Source organism: Luteimonas huabeiensis HB2, from assembly GCF_000559025.1.
Taxonomy (GTDB): domain Bacteria; phylum Pseudomonadota; class Gammaproteobacteria; order Xanthomonadales; family Xanthomonadaceae; genus Luteimonas; species Luteimonas huabeiensis.
Genome location: NZ_JAAN01000011.1, coordinates 1 through 21658, shown reverse-complemented (window position 1 = coordinate 21658; position 21658 = coordinate 1). Strand labels below are relative to the sequence as shown.

23 protein-coding genes are annotated in these 21658 nt (G+C 72.7%); 5 read left to right on the top strand and 18 right to left on the bottom strand.

The window, feature by feature from the left end:
- Positions 1-111 precede the first annotated feature (111 nt).
- On the top strand, positions 112-468 hold the full coding sequence (locus Z164_RS22740; protein ID WP_024889228.1) for a hypothetical protein: 357 nt from the start codon (positions 112-114) through the stop codon (positions 466-468).
- Between the two features lie 315 nt (positions 469-783).
- Here the strand turns inward: Z164_RS22740 and queC are convergent, their stop codons facing one another.
- The 13 genes from queC to Z164_RS0102750 form a co-directional block, all read right to left on the bottom strand.
- Positions 784-1470: a 7-cyano-7-deazaguanine synthase QueC gene (gene queC, locus Z164_RS0102810; protein ID WP_024889227.1), complete on the bottom strand. Its 687-nt coding sequence runs from the start codon at positions 1468-1470 to the stop codon at positions 784-786.
- A 100-nt stretch (positions 1471-1570) separates the two neighbouring features.
- Positions 1571-2254: a 7-carboxy-7-deazaguanine synthase QueE gene (queE, locus tag Z164_RS0102805; RefSeq protein ID WP_024889226.1), complete on the bottom strand. Its 684-nt coding sequence runs from the start codon at positions 2252-2254 to the stop codon at positions 1571-1573.
- Between the two features lie 66 nt (positions 2255-2320).
- On the bottom strand, positions 2321-3115 hold the full coding sequence (gene ybgF / locus Z164_RS0102800; protein ID WP_024889225.1) for a tol-pal system protein YbgF: 795 nt from the start codon (positions 3113-3115) through the stop codon (positions 2321-2323).
- 5 nt (positions 3116-3120) lie between these two features.
- Complete coding sequence (pal, locus tag Z164_RS0102795) at positions 3121-3633, bottom strand: peptidoglycan-associated lipoprotein Pal (RefSeq protein WP_024889224.1); 513 nt, start codon at positions 3631-3633, stop codon at positions 3121-3123.
- A gap of 63 nt (positions 3634-3696) precedes the next feature.
- The gene (tolB, locus tag Z164_RS0102790; RefSeq protein ID WP_024889223.1) at positions 3697-5016 is read right to left on the bottom strand and encodes a Tol-Pal system beta propeller repeat protein TolB; all 1320 of its coding nucleotides are present in this window, start codon (positions 5014-5016) and stop codon (positions 3697-3699) included.
- A 100-nt stretch (positions 5017-5116) separates the two neighbouring features.
- Entirely contained in the window at positions 5117-6097 is a 981-nt protein-coding gene (tolA, locus tag Z164_RS0102785) for a cell envelope integrity protein TolA (RefSeq protein ID WP_043689126.1), read from the bottom strand.
- Positions 6097-6531: an ExbD/TolR family protein gene (locus Z164_RS0102780; RefSeq protein ID WP_024889221.1), complete on the bottom strand. Its 435-nt coding sequence runs from the start codon at positions 6529-6531 to the stop codon at positions 6097-6099. Before Z164_RS0102780 ends, tolA begins: the two co-directional genes overlap by 1 nt.
- 51 nt (positions 6532-6582) lie before the next feature.
- Entirely contained in the window at positions 6583-7362 is a 780-nt protein-coding gene (gene tolQ / locus Z164_RS0102775; protein ID WP_024889220.1) for a protein TolQ, read from the bottom strand.
- Between the two features lie 114 nt (positions 7363-7476).
- A complete protein-coding gene (gene ybgC / locus Z164_RS0102770; RefSeq protein WP_024889219.1) occupies positions 7477-7920 on the bottom strand; it encodes a tol-pal system-associated acyl-CoA thioesterase in 444 nt (147 codons plus the stop codon).
- Entirely contained in the window at positions 7917-8984 is a 1068-nt protein-coding gene (ruvB, locus tag Z164_RS0102765) for a Holliday junction branch migration DNA helicase RuvB (RefSeq protein ID WP_024889218.1), read from the bottom strand. Before ruvB ends, ybgC begins: the two co-directional genes overlap by 4 nt.
- Positions 8985-9103: 119 nt before the next feature.
- Positions 9104-10123: an LLM class flavin-dependent oxidoreductase gene (locus Z164_RS0102760; RefSeq protein ID WP_024889217.1), complete on the bottom strand. Its 1020-nt coding sequence runs from the start codon at positions 10121-10123 to the stop codon at positions 9104-9106.
- Between the two features lie 51 nt (positions 10124-10174).
- Positions 10175-12067, bottom strand: coding sequence for a M48 family metallopeptidase (locus Z164_RS0102755; RefSeq protein WP_024889216.1), 1893 nt, complete (start codon positions 12065-12067; stop codon positions 10175-10177).
- Positions 12068-12205: 138 nt separating this feature from the next.
- Positions 12206-12808, bottom strand: coding sequence for a LemA family protein (locus tag Z164_RS0102750; protein WP_024889215.1), 603 nt, complete (start codon positions 12806-12808; stop codon positions 12206-12208).
- 80 nt (positions 12809-12888) lie between these two features.
- On the opposite strand from Z164_RS0102750, the gene Z164_RS0102745 reads away from it, so the two are divergent.
- Complete coding sequence (locus tag Z164_RS0102745; RefSeq protein ID WP_043689124.1) at positions 12889-14286, top strand: serine hydrolase; 1398 nt, start codon at positions 12889-12891, stop codon at positions 14284-14286.
- A gap of 482 nt (positions 14287-14768) precedes the next feature.
- Here Z164_RS0102745 and Z164_RS21650 read toward each other — a convergent pair whose 3' ends face one another.
- The 5 genes from Z164_RS21650 to Z164_RS0102720 form a co-directional block, all read right to left on the bottom strand.
- Positions 14769-15227, bottom strand: coding sequence for a histidine biosynthesis protein HisIE (locus Z164_RS21650; RefSeq protein WP_081770031.1), 459 nt, complete (start codon positions 15225-15227; stop codon positions 14769-14771).
- A gap of 931 nt (positions 15228-16158) precedes the next feature.
- On the bottom strand, positions 16159-16551 hold the full coding sequence (gene gcvH / locus Z164_RS0102735) for a glycine cleavage system protein GcvH (protein ID WP_024889212.1): 393 nt from the start codon (positions 16549-16551) through the stop codon (positions 16159-16161).
- A gap of 85 nt (positions 16552-16636) precedes the next feature.
- A complete protein-coding gene (gcvT, locus tag Z164_RS0102730) occupies positions 16637-17743 on the bottom strand; it encodes a glycine cleavage system aminomethyltransferase GcvT (RefSeq protein WP_024889211.1) in 1107 nt (368 codons plus the stop codon).
- 69 nt (positions 17744-17812) lie between these two features.
- Positions 17813-18247, bottom strand: a complete 435-nt coding sequence (locus Z164_RS0102725; protein WP_024889210.1) for an NfeD family protein — start codon at positions 18245-18247, stop codon at positions 17813-17815.
- A gap of 3 nt (positions 18248-18250) precedes the next feature.
- The gene (locus Z164_RS0102720) at positions 18251-19213 is read right to left on the bottom strand and encodes an SPFH domain-containing protein (RefSeq protein WP_024889209.1); all 963 of its coding nucleotides are present in this window, start codon (positions 19211-19213) and stop codon (positions 18251-18253) included.
- Between the two features lie 110 nt (positions 19214-19323).
- On the opposite strand from Z164_RS0102720, the gene Z164_RS0102715 reads away from it, so the two are divergent.
- From Z164_RS0102715 to Z164_RS0102705, 3 genes are read left to right on the top strand one after another with little or no spacing between them, the layout of a single operon-like run.
- On the top strand, positions 19324-19950 hold the full coding sequence (locus tag Z164_RS0102715; RefSeq protein ID WP_024889208.1) for an RNA polymerase sigma factor: 627 nt from the start codon (positions 19324-19326) through the stop codon (positions 19948-19950).
- Positions 19947-20492: a hypothetical protein gene (locus Z164_RS0102710; RefSeq protein WP_024889207.1), complete on the top strand. Its 546-nt coding sequence runs from the start codon at positions 19947-19949 to the stop codon at positions 20490-20492. The genes Z164_RS0102715 and Z164_RS0102710 overlap by 4 nt, the downstream gene beginning before the upstream one ends.
- A gap of 25 nt (positions 20493-20517) precedes the next feature.
- The gene (locus tag Z164_RS0102705) at positions 20518-21549 is read left to right on the top strand and encodes a PDZ domain-containing protein (RefSeq protein ID WP_024889206.1); all 1032 of its coding nucleotides are present in this window, start codon (positions 20518-20520) and stop codon (positions 21547-21549) included.
- Positions 21550-21658 lie beyond the last annotated feature (109 nt).

The window sequence follows — 21658 nt, the reverse complement described above, 5'->3', positions numbered from 1 at the left end:
GGCTCTGCAACAGGAATCCACGTTGGACTCCTGGCGTCGATTTATGACGTTCCCCGTCAATCCGGCTCGCGACGGATTCCGATCACGGGACGGCGCTGCTATAAGAGGCGCATGCGCACTCTCGTCCTCGTCTTCGCGGCCCTGGCCCTCCCGGCCTGCCCGGCCGCCGCCCAGCCCTCGTCCGCGGCGCCCTCCCAGCCCCGCTCCCTCTACGCGGTCAGCGCCGCCGGCCTGGGCAGCGCGATGAGCTACTGCATCGCCAGGCATGGCCGGATGCGGCAGGGGTCCGAGGCGGAACGCTGCTATGCGCGGGCCAGGGCGATCCTCGGCGCAGCGGGCCTGCGCGACCGCGCCGCGCAGGTGGATACGCGCTGCGCCGACCCCGCCACCTTCAACGAGTGCATCACCCCGGAGATCGGCCGCCTGGTGTACGACCTCAACGATCGCTTCATCGAGGAAGGCCTGTAGCGTCCGCAAGCGCGGACACGATGGCGCAGACGCGCGACGGCGCGCTGGGCGCCATGCGACGCGCTACGCCAGCGCGCCCGGCGTCAAGCGCTTCGAATCGACCGCCCGCACTTCGCACATGCCCGAGACGAAGGCCGGCGGGGCGGGCACGCCCAGGGGAACGGCCGCGAGGCCGGCCTTCGCGTCGCCGGCTCGCGGCGAGCGAGCCCATCGGATCGAGGGCGGCGTAGGAGCGGATCGCTCAGCGGATGCCGGACGCCCGCCCCTCGCGCGACCGCGCGACCGCGTCTTCCGGCGTCATCGCACGCACGCGGCTCAGGCCGGCAACGGCGCGCCAGCGACGTAGCGGGTCGGGTCCGGCCGTCCAGCGGCGGCGAATCCGTTCGCACGCAGGCGACAGGCATCGCAGCGGCCGCAGGCGCGGCCGTCGTCGTCGGCGCGGTAGCAGGAGACGGTCTGCGCGAAGTCCACGCCCAGCCGCAGGCCCTCGCGCACGATGTCGGCCTTGCTCATGCGCAGCAGCGGCGCGCGGATGCGCAGGCCGGCGCCTTCGACGCCGGCGCGGGTGGCGAGGTTGGCCAGGCGCTCGAAGGCCTCGATGAATTCCGGGCGACAGTCCGGATAGCCGGAGTAGTCCACCGCGTTGACGCCGCAGTAGATGTCCGCCGCCCCCAGCACTTCGGCCCAGCCGAGCGCGATCGACAGCATGATGGTGTTGCGCGCCGGCACGTAGGTCGAGGGAATGCCCTCGCCGCCCGCATCCGGCACCTCGATGTCGTCGGTCAGCGCGGAACCGCCGATCGCGCGCAGGTCGACCGCGACGGTCTTGTGCGCCACCGCGCCGGCGGCCTGCGCCACGCGCGCGGCGGCGGCCAGCTCGGACGTGTGGCGCTGCCCGTAGCGCACGCTCAGCGCGTGCACGGCATGGCCCTGCTCGCGCGCGATGGCGGCGACGACGGCGGAGTCCATGCCACCGGAGACGAGGACGACGGCTTTCTTCATCGGGGTTGGGGATTCGGGATTCGGGATCGGGGAATCGGAGCGCCCCGGCACCGGGCGCGCGACGCGCCTCATTGTCAGCGCCTGCCGGCCGCGGCGCCAGTCAGCGACCGGGCGCGTCGTCCCACAGCAGCTTGTGCAGCTGCAGCTGGAAGCGCACCGGCAGGCGGTCGGCGACGATCCAGTCGGCGAGTTCGCGCGGCGAGACCTGGCCCTTGCTGGGCGAGAACAGCACGTCGCAACGCGCCGCCAGGGCGTGCTCGTGGAGCACGCCGCGCGCCCATTCGTAGTCCTCGCGGCCGCAGATCACGAACTTGATCTGGTCGTGCGGGGTGAGCAGGGCGAGGTTCTGCCAGCGATTGCGGTGGACCTCGCGCGAGCCCGGCGTCTTGATGTCGAGCACGCGCGACACCCGCGGATCGATCGCGCCGATGTCGAGCGCGCCCGAGGTCTCCAGGGAGACCGCGAAGCCTGCGTCGCACAGCCGCCGCAGCAGGACCGTGCAGCGCTTCTGCGCCAGCGGCTCGCCGCCGGTCACGCAGACGTGGCGCACCCCGTAGGCGGCGACCTCGTCCAGGATGGCGTCGATGTCGCGCCAGGCGCCACCGTGGAAGGCGTAGGCGGTATCGCAGTAGGCGCAGCGCAGCGGGCAGCCGGTCAGGCGCACGAACACCGTCGGCCAGCCCGCGTCGCGGGCCTCGCCCTGCAGGGACAGGAAGATCTCGGTGATGCGCAGCCGATCGAGCGCCGGGGCGACGACCGGCGCCTCGGGCGCCACGGTGTTCATGCCGGCCATTCTACCGGCCGCCCCGCGCGACCGCCTGAAGCCCGCGGGCCGGCGGCGCGGGCCTGGCTAGCGCAGCCGTCCGAGCTGGATCGCGCGCAGGCGGTCCTCGGCGGTACGCGCGGCGTCGGTGCCGGGGTAGCGGTTGCCGACCTCGGCAAGCGTGGCCTCGGCGGCGTCGACCTGCTGGCGCCCGTACTGCGACAGGCCGACCTTGAGCATGGCGCCGGGCGCCTTGTCGCTGGTCGGGTAGCGTTCGAGCAGGGCCTGGAACTGCTGCTGGGCCAGCTCGTAGTTCTGGGTGACGTAGTAGCTCTCGCCGAGCCAGTAGAGGGCGTTGGCCGCGTAGGTGCCCTCGGGATAGAGCTGGAGGAACTCCTGGAACAGGGTCGAGGCGTCCGCGTACTGCCCGGAGCGCAGGGCGTCGAAGGCGATCTCGTAGGCGGCGCGCTCGTTCTCGGCGCCGGCCAGCGCGGAACCCGCGGCCGCGGCACCGCCTGCGGGCGGCGGCGCCGGCAACGCGGACGCGGCGCTTGCGTCCGCGGCTTGCGGCGGATCGGGCAACGTGCCGCCGGCCCCGCCCTCCAGACGGTTGAGACGACCGTCGATGTCGAGGTACTGGGCGCGGCTGGTCGAACGCAGCTGCTCGGTCTGCTGCTGCAGTTCCTCCACCTGCGCGCGCAGCGCCTGCAGCTCGCTGCGCATCAGGTTCATCTGGTTGAGCAATTCGATATTGCCCTGGTTGCCCGCCGCCTGCTGCTCGAGCAAGGCCACGCGATCGGCCAGGCTCGCGCGTTGCGCGAATGCGGGCGCGGCCGCCACGAGGGCGGCCGCGACCAGGGCTGGGGCGATCAGCCTGCGCATGCGGCTCAGCGCGCGGTGTAGACGATCTCGACGCGACGGTTGCGCGCCCAGCAGTCTTCCGTGGACTCGGTGCAGACCGGACGCTCCTCGCCGTAGCTGACGACGGTCAGCTGGGTGGCCGAGCCGCCGTTGGCCTGCAGGGCCGACGACACGGCATTGCCGCGGCGCTCGCCCAGCCCCAGGTTGTACTCGCGGCTGCCGCGCTCGTCGGCGTTGCCTTCCAGGGTGATGCGCGAGGACGGACGGTCGCGCAGGTACTTGGCGTGGCAGGCCATCGCGGCCTGGAACTCCGGACGCAGCGCATCCTGGTCGAAGTCGAAGTACACCACCCGCTGGCGCAGGCAGGCATCGGTGTCCAGGTCCTCCGGGCCGTAGGCGCCGCTGCTGGGCTGCTGGGGCTGGGTGGTCACCGGCGGCGGCGTGGTCTGCGCCGGCGGCTCCTCCTTCACCTTCTTGGAGCAGCCGACAACGGCGACGCACAACGCGGCGGCGAGCAGGACTCGGGTGGTGGTGTTCATCTCGTCGTTCCCTAAGTGGTTGTTCAGGTGATTCAGATTGAGTGGGTGGATGTGCAGACCGCGTCAGCGCTGCTCGCGGTACGGGCCCCAGGCCGGCTCGCGGACATCGCCGTCCGCGAGCACCAGCCGTTGCCGGACCCGACCGTCTGCAGAAACGGCATACAGCACCCCACGCCGCCCCTCGCGCGCCGCGTACAGGATCATGCTGGCGTTCGGGGCGAAGCTCGGCGACTCGTCGAGCGACCCCGGCGACAGCGTGGACCAGCGGGGCGAGCCCAGACTGCGATCCAGCACGGCGATACGGTACACGTTACCTGAACCCTGCGCCACGGCGATCTTCTGGCCGTCGAACGACACGCTGGGGTCGGCGTTGTAGCTGCCCTCGAAGCTGACCCGGCTGGCCCCGCCGCCGGTGGCCGGGACCTGGTAGATCTGCGGGCGCCCGCCGCGGTCGGAGGTGAAGTAGATGGTCGCCCCGTCCGGGCTCCAGGCGGGGGAGGTGTCGATGGCGAAGTGGTTGGTGAGCTGGGTCAGCGCCTTGCTGCCCAGGTCCATGACGTAGATCTCGGGGTTGCCGCTGCGCGAGAGCGTCATCGCCAGGCGGCGGCCGTCGGGGGAGAACGCCGGGCCGCTGTTGATGCCGCGGAAGCTGGCGACCAGTTCGCGGCTGCCGGTATTGATGTCCTGGATGTAGATCGAGGAGTTGCGGCGCTCGAAGCTGACGTAGGCCAGCTTGCTGCCGTCCGGGCTCCAGGCCGGCGACAGCAGCGGCTCGTTGGAGCGGACCACGGTCTGCGGGTTGTGCCCGTCGGAGTCGGCCACGATCAGCGCGTAGCGGGCGCCCTCGCCCACCCCGGTCTGGGTGACGTAGGCGATCCGGGTCCAGAACGCGCCGCGCACGCCCAGGATCTTCTCGTAGATGGCGTCGGCGATCTGGTGGGCGACGTCGCGCATCGAGGCGGAGCGGCCGGTCATCGCCATGCCGATCAGGCGCTCCTGCTTGGCCACGTCGAACAGTTCGTATTCGACCCGGTAGGCGCCGGCGCCGGCGTCGAGCACGCGCCCGACCACCAGGAAGTCCTGCCGCAGCGCGCGCCAGGTCGGGAACTGCACCTCGCTGCCGCGGGTCGGCCGCTCCACCACGTCGCGCTCGGGCAGGGTGCGGAACTGGCCGGAGCGGTCGAGGTCGGCGCGGATCACCGCCGCGATGTCGGTATCGGGCGCGCCGGCCGAGCCCTGGTAGGGCATGGGCACGATGGCGATGGGCAGGGCCGAGGCGTGGCCGCCGACGATGTCGATCTCCAGGCCCTGCTGTTGCGCCGCGGCGAGCGACGGCAGCAACAGGGAGAGCAGGACGAACAGGCAACGCGCGAATGGTTTCATCAGGACACCCGGTCTGGAAGGAGGTTCTGGACGATCCGCGCCGCGGACCGCCGCACAGCTTGGACGCGGCATCCGCAGCGGAAGGTGAACGCGGAACGCGTCAACGATCCTGCGCGGTGAAGTTGAGGTTGAGGCGGCGATTGAACACCGATTCGAAGCCGGCATAGGGCAGCGGCGCGGCGCGGCGCACGGCCGCCTCGACCGAACGCCGGCCGAGGGCGTCGTAGGGGCAGCTCGGGTCGAACTCGACCTCGAGCACCTCGCCGCCCGGCAACTGGGTGATGTAGAGGCGGCAGCGCTGGCCCAGCGGCACGTTGTCGGGCCGCGTCCACTGCCGGGCGATCGCCTCCTGCAGGGCGGCGGCGTACCTGGCGGCGAGGTCGCTGCTGCCGTCCGGCCGGCCCGGCGGGGGGCTGGCGGCCTGCGCCGAGGCCGCGGCCTGCTCGGCGGCCTGGCGCGCGCGCGCCTCGGCGATCTGGCGCAGGCGCTGCTCGGACAGCTCGGCCTCGCGGCGCAGCCGCTCGCGCTCGGCGCGCAGCTTGCGCAGTTCTTCCTCGCGCTGCTGCTGCGCCAGCCGGCGCTTCTGCTCGGCTTCCTCCTGCCGCTGGCGCTCGGTGAGGTCGATCTGTTCCTGGCGGCGGCGCGCCTCCTGCTCGCGCTGCGCGGTCAGCTCCGACTCCGCCTCCCGGCGCGCGGCGTCCTGGTCCACGGTATCGGGCTCGGGGATGCGCTCCTGCGGCTGCGGCTGCGGCTCGACCGGCGCATCCTCCGGCACCGGCGCGGGCAGCGGCTGCGGCGGCGGCACGGTCTCCTGCTCGACCGGCTCGGGCTCGGGTTCGGGCAGCGGCTCGGGCGGCGCCGGCGGATCGGGCAGCGGCTCGGGCTCGGCCGCCAGCGCGCGACGCTGCGCGGCGCTGAGCGCGTTCGGGTCGATGATGTCGGCGCTGACCGGCGAGCCGAACGCGGGCTCGGCGCGGCTGCGGGTCCAGTCCAGGCCGAACACCAGCATCAGGACCAGCAGGACGTGCAGCCCCAGCGCGAGCAGGACCGCACGGACCGTCTCGGCGCGCTGCTGCCGCATCAGCCCCCCGCCTCGAGCGGCCGGCTGAGCAGGCTCACCTTGGTGACGCCGGCCTCGTTGATGGTGCTGATGGCGTCCATGATCAGCTGGTAGCTGGCGGCGCCGTCGCCGCGCACCAGGATGGTCGCCTCGGGGTTGTTGGCGTGGATCGCGCGCAGGCGCGCCAGCAGGTCCTCGCGGGTGACCGACTGGTTCTGCTGCTCGACCATCAGCGCCAGCGCGCCGTCGGGATAGACGCTGACGACCACCGGATCCTTCGGCGCGCCGAGCGAGCGCGCGTTGGAATCGGGCAGGTTGATGTCGGTGCCCAGGTTCAGCAGCGGCGTGGTGACCATGAAGATGATCAGCAGCACCAGCATCACGTCGATGTAGGGCACGACGTTGATTTCGTTCTTGAGCTTGCGGCGCTTGCGGCGGCGCAGGGTGACGGACATGGTCGGTCCTCGCAGTCGGGTCGGGTCAACGCGCGGAGGTCGCGCGCGGGGTCAGCCCTCGCTGGACTGGCGCTCGAGGATCGAGGAGAACTCCTCCGAGAACGCCTCGTAGCGGCCGGCGATGCGCTCGACCTTGGTCGCGAAGCGGTTGTAGGCCCAGACCGCGGGAATCGCCGCGAACAGGCCCATCGCGGTGGCGATCAGCGCCTCGGAGATGCCGGGGGCGACGGTGGCGATGGTCGCCTCGCGCACGTTGGCCAGGCCGTGGAAGGAGATCATGATGCCCCACACGGTGCCGAGCAGGCCGACGTAGGGCGCGATCGAGCCGACGTTGGCCAGGAACTCCAGGTTCTGCTCCAGCCCGTCGATCTCGCGCGCGCCGGCCACCCGCATGCCGCGCTGCGCGGCCTCCAGGCGCGAACGGCTGTCGCCGCCGCGGCGCTGGCGCGAGTACTCGCGGAAGCCCGATTCGAAGATCGCCTCCAGGCCCTCGATCTCGCGGCTGCGCTCGGTCGCCGCGGCGTACAGCTTGGTCAGCTCGGCGCCGGACCAGAAGCGTTCCTCGAACCGGTCGGCCTCCTTCACCGCGCGGTCGAGCAGGCGCTTCTTGCGGAAGATGATCACCCACGAGGCGATCGAGGCCAGCAGCAGCAGCAGCATGACCAGCTGCACGGGGATCGACGCGTGCAGGATCAGTTCCATGACGTTGAGGTCCTGGCCCAGGGCGGCCGCGTCGGCGCCCGCAGCCAGCGCGGGATCGGCCACCGCCGCGGCCTCCTCGGGCAGGGGCTCGACCTGGGTGGCCTGCAGCAACATCGTCAGTGGGATCATGCATCCGCTCCGGTTCTGTTCGGTCCAACGCGCGCGGCCCGCGGCCGCGCCCTCATCGCCCCGCCGCGTGCTCGCGGCGCGGGCGCACTTCGTGGCGGCCGGTGGCGTCCTGTCTCAGTCCGGCCGGACTTGTTTCGATCTGAGCTCCGAGTACAGCGGCTCCGGGATCCCGCGCGGCCTGAAGCCGCTCGCGCCCAGCGCCGCCACCCGCACTTCCGCGTCCAGCAGCAGCTCGCCGTCGCGATGGATCGCCTGCGCCAGCACCAGGCTGGCGCGCCGGCACTCGGTCAGCGCCACCGAGACCCGCAGCGCATCGTCCAGGCGCGCCGGCCGGCGGAAGTCCATGCGCATCGCCCGGACCACGAACACCAGGTCGTGGCGCGTGCGCAACGCTTCCTGTCCGTGGCCGAGCGCGCGCATCCACTCGGTCCGGGCGCGCTCCAGGAACGCCACGTACTGCGCGTGGTACACCACGCCGCCGGCGTCGGTATCTTCCCAGTAAACCCGAACCGGATGGCTGAACGCGTGCTGATCGGAACCGGCGGCGATCGCGCTCATGGCGTGCCCCCGGAAGCGTCTTCCGCGCCCGCCGGCGCGGCATCGGCGAACAGGTCCTCGCGCGGGCCGCGGACCGCCAGCCCGAGGTGGCGGTAGGCGCGGGCCGTGGCCATGCGCCCGCGCGCGGTGCGTACCAGGAAGCCCTGCTGGATCAGGTAGGGCTCGATCACGTCCTCGAGCGTGCCGCGCTCCTCCGACAGCGCCGCGGCCATCGACTCCACCCCGACCGGGCCGCCGTCGAAGTTCTCCACGATCAGCCGCAGCAGGCGGCGGTCGAGTTCGTCGAAGCCCTCCGGGTCCACCTTGAGCATCCGCATCGCCGCGTCGGCCACCTCGCGGTCGATGCGCCCGCCGGCACGGACCTGGGCGTAGTCGCGCACCCGCCGCAGCAGGCGGTTGGCGATGCGCGGGGTACCGCGCGAGCGGCGGGCGATCTCGCCGGCGCCGTCGGCTGCGCACTCGATGCCGAGGATGGCGGCCGAGCGGCGCACGATGCGGGTCAGCTCCTCGACGTCGTAGAACTCCAGCCGCTGCACGATGCCGAAGCGATCGCGCAGCGGCGCGGTCAGCAGGCCCGCGCGGGTGGTCGCGCCGATCAGGGTGAACGGCGGCAGGTCGAGCTTGATCGAGCGCGCGGCCGGGCCCTCGCCGATCATGATGTCGATCTGGAAGTCCTCCATCGCCGGGTACAGCACTTCCTCGACCACCGGCGACAGGCGATGGATCTCGTCCACGAACAGCACGTCGTGTGGCTGCAGGTTGGTCAGCAGCGCGGCGAGGTCGCCGGCCTTCTCGATCACCGGCCCGGAAGTGACCCGCAGGCTGACTCCCAGCTCGTTGGCGATGACGTGGGAGAGCGTGGTCTTGCCCAGCCCCGGCGGACCGAAGATCAGCACGTGGTCCAGCGACTCGCCGCGGCGCTTGGCGGCCTCGATGTAGATGCCGAGCTGCTCGCGCACCGGCTGCTGGCCGAGGTAGTCGGCCAGGCGTTGCGGGCGGATGCTGGCCTCGACGGCCGCGTCCTCGCGGGTGGCGTCGGCGGCGATGATGCGGTCTTCGCTCATCGCGCTATGGTCGCACGCGCCGCGGCGCGCGGCACCCGCTCAACGCCCTCCCCGGCCGCCCACGCCGCCTCCGCCCCGGAAATCGACCCGCCCGTCCCAGGACGTGCGGCGACGACGCCCTACGCCGCGGGGACGTTCCCGCCGCCCGCCCAGGCCTGCGCGGCCAGCTCGAAGCTGCGCAGGCGCGCGGCGTGGTTGTAGATGTTGGCGGTGAGCATCAGCTCGTCGGGGCGGTGCCGGGCGACGAAGGCGCGCATGCCCTCGCCCACCTGCCGCGCATCGCCGATCACCGCGCAGGCCAGCGCTTGCTCGACCATGGCCTTCTCGGCCGGCGTCCAGAACGCCTCGATGTCGTCGATCGGCGGCGGCACCAGCCCGGGCTCGCCGCGGCGCAGGCGCACGAACGCCTGCTGCTGGGTGGTGAACAGCCGCCGCGCCTGGGCCTCGTCGTCGGCGGCCACCACGTTGAGCGCGAGCATCGCGTAGGGCGCCTGCAGCCGCTGCGAGGGCCGGAACTCGCGCCGGTACACCGCCAGCGCCTCGTCCATCGCCGCCGGGGCGAAGTGCGAGGCGAAGGCGAACGGCAGCCCGAGCGCCGCGGCCAGGCGCGCGCTGAAGAGGCTGGAGCCGAGCAGCCAGACCGGCACGTCGGCGCCGGCGCCGGGCACCGCGCGCACCGCCTGCCCGGGCTTGGCCGGCTCGAAGAAGTGCAGCAGCTCGACGACGTCGTTGGGAAAGGCGTCGGCGCTGTCGAAGTAGCGGCGCAGCGCCCGCGCCGTGGCCTGGTCGGTGCCGGGCGCGCGGCCCAGGCCGAGGTCGATGCGCCCCGGGTACAGCGCGTCGAGGGTGCCGAACTGTTCGGCCACCTGCAGCGGCGCGTGGTTGGGCAGCATGATGCCGCCGGCGCCGACGCGGATGGTCGAGGTGCCGCCGGCGATGTAGCCGATCAGCACCGCGGTCGCGGCGGAGGCGATGCCGGGCATGTTGTGGTGTTCGGCCAGCCAGTAGCGGCGATAGCCCAGCCGCTCGGCGTGGCGGGCCAGATCGAGCGAGCGGGCGAAGGCGGTGGGCAGGTCGCTGCCCTCGGTGACCGGGGCCAGGTCGAGGATCGAAAGCGGGAGATCGGCGTGGGTGTCCATTCCGCCCAGTTGGGGACGCGCGGCGGCGTTTGCCAGGGCCGTCCGCGGTTCCTAGCGTTCCAGCACCGGCGGCAGCGGGCAGTGCAGGACGCCGCAGATGGTGCGCAGCAGTTCCGATTCGGCCACCGAGATGCGGCCATCGTGCAGCACCGCGTCGGTGATGGCTTCCACCAGCACCTGCTTGGCCAGGGGGTCGAGCCGGTCGAGCGGCTCCCAGACCGCATCCAGCGCCTGCGCGCCTTCGGCGGGCGGGGCATAGGGCACGTGGTCGCGCGGCAGCACGCGCTGCAGGCCGGCCAGGTACGCGCGGCGCGCGGCCTCGGCGTCGCCGCCGTGCCCGGCCTGGGCCACCACCGCCAGCAGCAGCGCGAACTCGCGCTTGACGTTGCCGGCCTTGCGGCGTCCGAAGCGCGCATGGCGGCCCGGGTCGAGCGACTCCATGACCTGCACCCGCAACAGCTGGCCCAGGCAGTACTCGAACAGGCAGACCCGCGAATCGGCATGGGTCATCGCGTGCACCACGTCGAGGAAATCGCCCAGCTCCGGCCGCGGGCGCAGGCGCAGCACCGGAAAGGCGAGCTGCGCCAGCGGCAAGCGCTGCATCGGGTGCAGTTGCGCCAGCGCCGTGCGCAGGTGCTCGGCCGCCTCGGCCACCGCCGGCCCGAGGCGCGCGGCGATCTCCTCGCGCTGCCGCGCGCGGACCTCGTGCTCGCCGTCGAACAGCAGGGCCAGCAGCAGCGGCACCGCCATGTCGCGCCGGCGCGCCGCCTGCCGCAGGGGCTCGGGGATCGCATCGACGATGGCGCCGGCCCGCTGCCAGTCGTCGTCCTGCGGGGCGGCCACGTGCGCGGCCACCATCGGCGCGGTCACCGCCAGCCGCGCCCGCGCTGCGGGCAGCGGGGCGGCCGTGGCGCCGGCACCGACCAGACCGAGCTGCAGATCCTCCTCCAGCCCGTCCGGCGGGCGCTCGCGCCAGCGCGCCTTGAGCCGGCCGAGCGCCTCGGCGTCGAACGCCGGATCCAGCGCGCGGATGCGCTCGAGGATCGGCGGGTGGGTGGCGAACAGGCCGCGCAGGCCGGTGCCGTCGCCGAACAGCATGTGGCTGACCTCCTCGGCATCGGCTCGCTCCTGCAGGCGCGAGCCCGCCTCCACGCCGGCGATCTTCTTCAGCGCCCCGGCCAGGCCCTGGGCCTGGCGGGTGAACTGCACCGCCGAGGCGTCGGCCAAGACCTCGCGCGAGCGGCTGACGCCGGCCTTGATCATGCGCCCGAAGAACAGCCCGGCGTAGCCGACCAGCATGCACAGCAGCGCCATCACCAGCACCATGCCGGCGCTGCGCCCGCGCCCCCCGCCCCCGCCGTGCACGAGGATCTTGCGGCCGATCAGGCCCAGCATCAGGATGCCGAACAGCACGCCCATCAGGCGGATGTTGAGCCGCATGTCGCCGTTGAGGATGTGGCTGAACTCGTGCGCGATCACGCCTTGCAGCTCGTCGCGGTTGAGCCGCTCCAGCGCGCCGCGGGTCACCGCCACCGCGGCGTCGGAAGGCGAATAGCCGGCGGCGAAGGCGTTGATGCCCGGCTCGTGTTCGAGCACGAACAGCGCCGGCATCGGCACCCCGGACGCGATCGCCATTTCCTCGACCACGTTGCGCAGCCGGCGCAGTTGCGGATCGGTGGTGTCTTCCGGGACCAGCACGCCGCCCAGCTCCGCCGCCACCCGCGTGCCGCCGCCGCGCAGCGAGGCGACCCGGTAGAGCGAGCCGAGCCCGATCACCGCCAGCGCACCGACCGCCGCGACCGCCATCGCGCGCGGACCGCCGCCCAGCAACACCATCACCCCCAGGACCACCAGCGCCACGATGCCCGCCACCGCCAGCGCGAACAGCGCCACCAGCCAGGCCGTGTTGCGGCGCGCCCGGGTCTGGCGTTCGAAGAAGCTCATGGCAGGGCCGGGACTCGGGAACGGGGGTTCGGCATCGGGAAGAGCAGGCGCGACCGGGGCGCGGGGGCGGCGCCACGCGCCGGCCCGCACGCTACCGCCACCAAGCAACCCGACTCCACAATCCCCAAGCCCGGTGCCTCAGAACTGCACCTTGGGCGCCTCGCGGACCTCGGCGCGATCCTCGGGGATGTCGAGCAGCGCGGCGGGCTCGAACTTGAACATGCCGGCGACGATGCTCGACGGGAACACCTCGCGCTTGTTGTTGTAGGCCATCACCGCATCGTTGTAGGCCTGGCGCGCGAAGGCCACCCGGTTCTCGGTGCTGGTCAGCTCCTCGGTCAGCTGCATCATGTTCTGGCTGGCCTTGAGGTCGGGATAGGCCTCGACCACCGCCAGCAGCCGGCCCAGCGCGCCGTTGAGCGCACCCTGGGTCTGCGCCAGCTCGGCCATGGCGGCCGGATCGCCGGGGTTGGCCTTGGCGGCCTGCAGTCCGCCGAGCGCGGCGCCGCGGGCGGCGACCACCGCCTCCAGGGTCTGCCGCTCGTGGCTCAGGTAGCCCTTGGCGGTCTCGACCAGGTTGGGGATCAGATCGAAGCGGCGCTGCAGCTGCACGTCGATCTGGGCGAAGGCGTTCTTGAACGCGTTGCGGGCGGTCACCAGCCCGTTGTAGATGCCGACGCCCCACAGCGCGGCGACCACGACCAGACCGAGAAACACCAGCAGGATCAGCAAGCTACCCATCGAACCTCCCCTTGTTCATGCAAATTGCCGAGCAGGCGCTATGATCGGCCTGCAGCAAGCATACGCAGGGGACAGACCCGATGAAAGACAAGGCGCAGCGCCTCCGCCGCGGGCGGGCCTGGCAATTGGGGCTGGTGAGCATGTTGCTTCCGGTGGCGCTGGGATCGGCGGCGCAATCGCAGCCCGTCGCCGTGGCCGCGTCCGTACAGGACGAGCCGGTAGCGAGCTTCCCCGCGCCCACCGACGGCCGTCCCGAGCAGCGCCCGCCGCCGGTCGCCACGCAGCCCCTGGCGCCCGGCTTCGACGTGCGCGAGTTCGAGGCGATGGCGCAGGCGCTGGTCGCCGATCAGCGCGTGCCCGGGCTGGCGATGGCGATCGTCCACGACGGCCGCGTGCTGAGCGCGCGCGGCTACGGCATCACCGACGTGCGCGCCGCCGAGCCGGTCGACGCCCATACCGTCTTCCGCCTCGCCTCGCTGTCCAAGTCCTTCGCCGGCACCATCGCCGGCGTGCTCGTCTCCGAGGGCGCGCTGCGCTGGGACAGCAAGGTGGTGGACTACCTGCCCGGCCTGCGCCTGGCCGACCCGCAGGCCGCCGAGCGCGTGACCGTGGCCGACGTGCTCAGCCACCGCGTCGGCCTGGGCCGGCACACCTACGACCGCGACATCGAGCGCGGCGCCGACTACAACACCCTGGTGCACAAGCTGTCCGACGCGCCGATGACCTGCGCGCCCGGCGAGTGCTACAGCTACCAGAACGTCGCCTTCAGCCTGGTCGGCGACGTGGTGTTCGCCACCTCGGGCCAGTTCTACAGCGAGGCGGTCTCGCGCCGGCTGTTCAAGCCGCTGGGCATGAACGACGCCAGCTTCGGGCTGGAAGGCATCCAGAGCAGCCCGCGCTGGGCCAAGCCGCACGTGCGCGCCGGGCGCGGCTGGACCTCGCTGATGCCCAAGCCGACCTACTACCGGGTGGCGCCGGCGGCCGGCGTCAACGCCAGCATCAGCGACATGGCGCAATGGTTGATCGCCCACCTGGGCCACCGCCCCGACGTGCTGCCGGCACCGTTGCTGGCGACGCTGCACTCGCCGATCGTCGGCACCCCCGGCGAGATGCGCAGCCGCGCCAGCTCGTGGCGCAGCCAGCGGCTCAACGCCGCCGGCTACGGCCTGGGCTGGCGCGTCTACGACTACGCCGGCCACCGCGTGGTCTTCCACGGCGGCGCGGTGCAGGGCTACCGCGGCCTGATGGCGATGCTGCCCGAGCGCGGCCTCGGCCTGGTGGTGTTGTGGAACAGCGAAAGCAGCCTGCCCTCCGGCCTGATGCCCACGGTGATCGACCGCGCGCTGGGCCTGCCGCCCCAGCGCTGGCTCGACGTCGACGTCGGCGACATGCTCTATGCCCGCAGCCCGGCCGGTCGGGAAGACGCGACGACGCCGGCCGGCCCGGCCGCCAGCAGCGCCCACGCGCAGCCCGAGTAGCGCTGCACCGGCAGGCGACGCCCGCGCTCGTCGATCGCGACCGGAACGGCGATACGGCTCGCCGGCAGCGGCCGCGCACGGGAGCGGCGCGGACTCGCTTGCGGCGGGCGACCGCCCCCCGCGTACCGGCGGCGCGCCGGCTCGGCGTTTCGCATCTATCGTCCCGGCACCGTGCCGGCGAGCCGCCGACGCGGCCCTTCGAGGCAAGCGCCTGCGACCGCAGGCGCCCTCCGCCTTTCGGGCGCCCGGTCGCCTGGGCGCGGTCCGCCCCGGCGACTGGCCGCATGCCTGGGTGCAGGCGATGCACGGCACCGCGACAGCGGACGGCCGATGAGACGCCCGGACCGCGACGACACGCCCGGCCGGACACCCGCGCTCGCCCCTGCGCGCCTCGACCGGCCCGAGCGGGGGCGAAGCACGAAAAAGCCCCCTCCGACTGGGCGGCGGAGGGGGCTATGGCATGACGGCGATCGGGGGATCGCTTACATCAGCGGCGCGGGTGCGGCGGGAATGGAGACCGGCGGCGCCTTCTTCGCGGCGCGCTTGGCGGTCTTCTTGGCGACCTTGCGCGGCGCCTTCTTCGCGGCCGACTTGGTCGCCGTCTTCCGCGTGGCCGTCTTCTTGGCGGTCTTCTTGGCGGTCTTCTTCGCCGCCTTGCGCGGAGCGGCCTTCTTCGCGGTCGACTTGCGCGCGGTCTTCTTCGCGGTCTTGCGCGCGGTCTTCTTCGCGGCGGACTTCTTGGCCACCTTCTTGGCGGTCTTCTTCGCTGCCTTCTTCGCGGTCTTCTTGGCGGCGGTCTTGCGGGTCGCCTTCTTGGCGACGGTCTTGCGGCCGACCTTCTTCGCCGCCTTCTTCGCGACCTTGCGGACCGCCGACTTCTTGGCGACCTTCTTGGCCGCCTTCTTGGCGGGGCGTTTCTTCGTGGCTTTCTTCGTGGCCATGTGATGGCTCTCCTCGTCTGTGGACTTCAAGTACTACGGGCCCAGTACGCAAACGCCGCGGGAGTCGGACCCGCGACCAACCGCCGACGCGCCGGGCGCATCGGGACGGATTCCTGCGCCTCGCAGCGGACATCGGCCTGGCCGGTTCCGCGTCGTGGCGCGTCCGAATGCAGACACCCGCACCGGTACGGCGCGGGTGTCGTCGGAAGGGATGCTGGCTTTTGCAGGGGAGACGAGGACTGGCTCCACCTTTCGGAACTTCGGGGCGGAAGGCTCGGTTGTGTCGCTCGATGTCGTCCCGGTTCGGATCACTCTTCCCTGCGGCGGCGTGGTTTGGGCGAAACCTAATCACGGTTTTTTCCACTGTCAACACTTTTGCGCGCGCGACGACGCGATCGCTTTCGCGCGATCTGCACATCGACGATCGTCTTCGCCGGCGCACGCGTCGGCGCGCGCGCGTCATGGACCGCCGGCCGAAGACGACGCATGGATTGCGGACGCTGTTTTCAAGCGTTTTTTCGTCATCGCGCCGGACGCGCGCGTCGGCGCGCTCGTGCTCACGCGTCGCGAGCGAAGCAGCGGATCGCCGCCGGCGCCGGATGAACCCCGGGCGAAATCCGGCGCGCCCGATGCGCGCCTTATCGCGCTGCAACGACGCCTTTGCGCGGATTTGCGCGAACCTTGCGCACGGGTTTCGACCCGCCGAAGGCATCGAGCGCGCTCCGGACGCGTGCGCAGGACGCGAGCGACGGATGGGGAAGCCGCCTCGCCGGCGAGCATGGGCGGCGCGCATGTCGTGCCGCGACGTGCCGTCGCTCCGCTCGCAGGCCGGGCATGCGCATGGTCTTGGGGCGACGCGCCCGGCGTTCGCCCGCCCAAACGCAACGCGCCGCCCGAAGGCGGCGCGTCGCGAACGGAAGGCGGGTCCGACTCAGTCGGCGTCTTCGAGCAGCGAGGCGTAGTCGTCGGGCTCGAGCAGTTCGTTGAGCTGCTCGGTGTCCTCGATCTGGACCACGAAGATCCAGCCCTCGCCGTAGGCGTCCTCGTTGATGGTCTCCGGCTTGTCGGCGAGGTCGGCATTCACCTCGACGATGGTGCCGGTCACCGGCGAATAGACGTCCGAGGCCGCCTTCACCGACTCCACCACCGCGGCGGCGTTGCCGGCCTCGACGCGGTCGCCGACGTTGGGCAGATCGACGTACACCAGGTCGCCGAGCAGGCCCTGGGCGTGATCGGAGATGCCGACGGTCACCCGGCCGCCGTCCTCGATGCGCGCCCACTCGTGGGACTTCAGGAACTTCAGGTCGCCGGGGATCTCGCTCATCGGGGGCTCCGTATTGGCTGGGGACTGCGGGGCGCTAGTGTAGCGAAGGCGGTCTGCGCGGTGTCGATTCCGGACGCAGGCGCCCTCAGCCGAGCACGCCCGGCTGCGGCTGGCCCTCGCGCACGAACGGGTAGCGCACCACGCGCACCGGCACCTCGCGACCGCGGATGTCCACCCGCACCTGCCCCGGGTCGCCGGCCGGCACCCGGGCGAAGGCGATCGCCTTGCCGAGCGTGGGCGAGAAGGTGCCCGAGAGCACTTCGCCCTCGCCGGCGCCGCTCGACACGCGCTGGCCGTGGCGCAGCACGCCCTTCTCGTCCATCACCAGGCCGATCAGCTGGCGCGCGCTGCCGTCGGCCTGCTGACGCTCCAGCCGCGCGCGGCCGATGAAGTCGCGCCCCTCGTCCAGCGACACGGTCCAGCCGAGGCCCGCCTCGTAGGGCGTGACCGTTTCGTCCATGTCCTGCCCGTAGAGCGCCATGCCCGCCTCCAGGCGCAGGGTGTCGCGCGCGCCCAGGCCGGCCGGCTTCACCCCGGCGGCCAGCAGCGCGTTCCAGAACCCGACCGCGCGATCCTCGGGCAGCACCACCTCGAAGCCGTCCTCGCCGGTGTAGCCGGTGCGGGCGACGAACAGCTCGGCGCCGTCGGCGGTGCGCACCGTGGCGGCGGAGAAGCGCGCCAGGCGGGCGGCGGCCTCGCGGCCGGCGGCATCGAGCAGGCCGAGCACGCGCTCGCGCGCGTTCGGGCCCTGCACCGCGATCATGGCCAGCTCGGGCCGCTCGCGCACCTCCACGCCGAAGGCCTGCGCGTGCGCCTGGATCCAGGCCAGATCCTTGTCGCGGGTGGCGGCGTTGACCACCAGCCGGAACCAGGGCTCGTCCATGAAGTAGACGATCAGGTCGTCGATGACGCCGCCGTCCTCGTCCAGCATGCAGGTGTACAGCGCCTTGCCCGGCTTCTTGAGCTTGTCGATCGAGTTGGCGACCAGCCGGCGCAGGAACTCGCGCACGCGCTCGCCGTGCAGATCGACCACGGTCATGTGGCTGACGTCGAACATGCCCGCGTCGCGGCGGACCTGGTGGTGTTCCTCGATCTGCGAGCCGTAGTTGAGCGGCATGTCCCAGCCGCCGAAATCGACCATGCGCGCGCCGAGGTCGCGATGGGTCTGGTTGAGTACGGTCTTGCGGGTCATGCGGACGCCCTCGTATCGGAAGCCCGGCATTATCCCAGAGCGCGCCGCGGAAAGCCGGCGCGCGGCGACTCATTCGGCCGGCTCGACCCGCAGCGTCATGCCTTCGGCGCCGACCACGCGCACCGGCGTGCCGGCCGGCAGGTCGGGCCCCGCCACCACCCAGAAGGCGTCGCCGATCTTGACCCGGCCCTCGCCGGACACGATCGCCCGCTCCAGCGGCACCACGCGGCCCAGGTGGTGGGCGGCGCGGCGGTTGAGGGTGGGATGGTCGCTCTCCGGCGCGCGCTTGCGGAACCAGGTGCGGTAGACCTGGATCGAGGCGAAGCTCAGCAGCACGAAGGCCACCGCCTGCCACAGCAACGGGATGCCCGGCACCAGCAGCACGATGGCGAAGACCGCGGCGGCGGCGAAGCCCATCCACAGCATGAAGGCGCCGGGCGCCAGCGTCTCCGCCGCCAGCAGCAGCAGCGCCACCGCGGCCCAGGCCACCACCTCCCAGCGCATGGCTCAGTCCCCTCCGCGCTGCTGCGACAGGCGCTCGCGGGTGGCCGCCTGCTGGTTGCCCAGCGCCTCGCGCGCCAGCTCGGCGATGCCGGCGATCGAGCCGATCACGCCGCTGGCCTCCATCGGCATCAGCACGAACTTCTGGTTGGGCGCGGTGGCGAGCTTCTCGAACGCCTCCACGTACTTCTGCGCGACGAAGTAGTTGATCGCCTGCACGTCGCCCTGGGCGATCGCCTCGGACACCATCTGCGTGGCCTTGGCCTCGGCCTCGGCCAGGCGCTCGCGGGCCTCGGCCTCGCGGAAGGCGGCCTCCTTCTGGCCCTCGGCCTCCAGGATCGCGGCCTGTTTGTCGCCCTCGGCGCGCAGGATCTCCGACTGCCGATGGCCCTCGGCCTCCAGGATCACCGCGCGGCGGTCGCGTTCGGCCTTCATCTGCCGCGCCATCGCATCGACCAGATCGCGCGGCGGGGCGATGTCGCGGATCTCGATGCGGGTGACCTTCACGCCCCAGGGGTTGGTCGCGTGATCGACCACGTTCAGCAGCTGGGCGTTGATCGCCTCGCGGCCGCTCAGCGACTCGTCCAGGTCCATGGAGCCGATCACGGTGCGGATGTTGGTCTGCACCAGGGCGATCATCGCGATCTCCAGGTTGGAGACCTCGTAGGCGGCCTTGGCGGCATCGAGCACCTGGAAGAACACCACCCCGTCCACCCGGACCACGGCGTTGTCCTTGGTGATGACGTCCTGGCTCGGCACGTCGAGCACCTGCTCCATCATGTTCACCTTGCGCCCGACCCCGTAGACGATCGGCACCAGGAAATGCAGCCCCGGGCCGAGGGTCCGGGTGTACTTGCCGAACCGCTCCACCGTCCACTCGTAGCCCTGCGGCACCATGCGCACCGTCTTGAAGAGCACGATGATGCCGGCCACCAGCAGTACCCCCGTCAGGAAACCGGTCGCTCCCATGGCGTTGCCTCCTCCGATATTGGTCGCATCCCCGACGGAGTATAGGCGCCCGGTGTGACCTGCACGGGCGCTGCGACGCTTCGCCCGCCCGGCGCATCTGACCTACCGACATGCCGCCCGACCCGCCCCTTCCCGCCGCCCCGCCACTGGGCCCGCCGCCCGCGGCGGCGCCGTCCGCCTCCGGCTTCGCCATCGAGGTGCCCGAGACCTTGCTGGGCCGCGCGCGGCGAGGCGAGCGATCGGCGTTCGAGCAGCTCTACCGCTGGTTCGAGCGCCCCACGTTCACCCTGGCGCTGCGCATCTGCGGCGACCGCGACAGCGCCGCCGACGTGCTGCAGGACACCATGCTGAAGATGATCGACCGCATCGGCGACTTCCGCGGCGCCAGCCCGTTCTGGGGCTGGCTGCGGCAGATCGCGGTCAACGAGTCGCTGATGCGACTGCGGCGCGGGCGCAAGTTCGACGGCCACCTCGACATCGACGAGCAGCCGATCGCCGCGGACACGTCGCCGCCCGCGGCGGCCGCCGACGCCGCCGCGCTGCAGCGCGCGCTGGCGGAACTGCCGCCGGTCACCCGCAGCGTGCTCTGGCTGTACCACGCCGAAGGCTTCACCCACGAGGAGATCGCCGCGCTGATGGAGCGCACGCCGAGCTTCTCCAAGTCGCAGGTCGCGCGGGGCACCCGCCGCCTGCGCGAACGCCTCGATCCCGACCGCCCCACGACGCCCACACCATGAACGCCCCGCTTCCGCCCCCGCCCGAGACCTGGCACGACGCCTTCGCCCGACTGCCCGCCGAACCCCCGCCCGCCGGCGGCTGGCAGGCGCTGCAGGCGCGCCTGCCCGCGCCGCCGCCGACCGCGCGCGCGCGCTGGCCGCTGTGGGGCGCGCTGGCGGCCTCGCTGCTGCTGGCCGTCGCGCTGCCCATGCGCCTGCCGATGGCGCCCGTCGACGACACCCCCGCGCCCATCGCCACGACCGTTCCCGACCCTGCATTGCGCGGGCTGCAGGCCGAGTCGGCGCAACTGGAAGCGCTGCTGCCGCTGCTGCGCGACGACCGCGTCGCCAGCGGCACCGCGGCGCTGATGGCCGGCGAGCTGGAGCTGCGCCTGGCCGAGATCGACGCGCGCCTGCCCGCCGCCGGCGACCCCGCCGCCGAGCGCGCGCTGTGGCGGTCGCGCGTGGAGACCCTGCGCGCGCTGACCCGTCTGGAAGGCGAGCGCGCCTGGCTCGCCGCCCAAGGCGGCCGCTTCGACGCCGCCGTCGTGCGGATCGACTGACCCCTCTCCGACGACCGAGACCGCCATGAACGTTTCCTTCCGCACCGCCGCGCTCGCCCTCGCACTGGCCGCCGCCGCGCCCTGGGCCGCCGTGGCGCAGAACGCCGACACCCGCGACCTGGACGCCGCCCGCGCCGACCTGCAGCGCGCCGCCGCGCGCCTGGCCGAGCTCACCCGCGAACGCATCGGCGACGGCGCTGGCGCCTTCGGCGATCTCTCGCGCCCGGTCCTGGGCGTGGTCCTGGCCGCCGACCCCGAGGCCGGCGTCCGCATCGCCGCCGTCACCCCGGGCGGCGCGGCCGCCGCGGCCGGCCTGCGCGCGGGCGACCGGCTGGTCGCCGTCGACGGCCACCGCATCCTCGGCAGCGACGGCGCCACCCGCCTCGACAATGCCCGCGGCCTGATCGCCCGCCTGGAGGCCGATGCGCCGGCGCGCATCGGCTACGTGCGCGGCGGCCGCGAGGCGACCGTGTCGCTCACCCCCAGGCCCGGGCCGCGCATCGCGGTGCTGTCCGGCGACATCGGAAGCGCCGTGCAGGACGCGCTGGCCGGACTGGACATGGAGGCGCTGCGGCAGAGCGTCGAGCAGGCGAGGATCGACACCGCCGGCATCGGTGCGGACATCGAGCGCGCGCTCTCCGCGGCCGGACTGGACGCCGACTGCACCGGACCCGACTGCGCCATGCCCAGGCTGCTCGCCGCCGCGCGCTGGCGCGGACTGAACCTGGCGGCGGTGGACGCCGAACTGGGCCGTTACTTCGGTACCGACCGCGGCGTGCTGGTGCTCTCGGCCGGGCGCCTGGACGGGCTGCGCGCCGGCGACGTCATCCAGCGCATCGACGGCCGCCCCGTGTCCACGCCGCGCGAGGCGATGCAGGCGCTGCGCGAGCGCCCGGCGAACGCGCGGGTGGAGATCGCCTACCTGCGCGACCGCAAGCCGGGCACGGTGCAGGCGACCGTGCCCGAGGTGCGCAGCCTGCGCATGCCCGCGCCGCCGGAACCACCGGCTCCGCCGGCGCCGCCCGCATCGCCGAAGCCGTCGGCACGGCCCCTCTAGGGTGAATCGACATTCGACCTGCAGCGCCGAAGCTGTCCGTTCGCCCGCAAGCGGGGCCATGCCGTCCCTTCTCCCGCAAGCGGGGGCATGTTGTCCCTTCTCCCGCAAG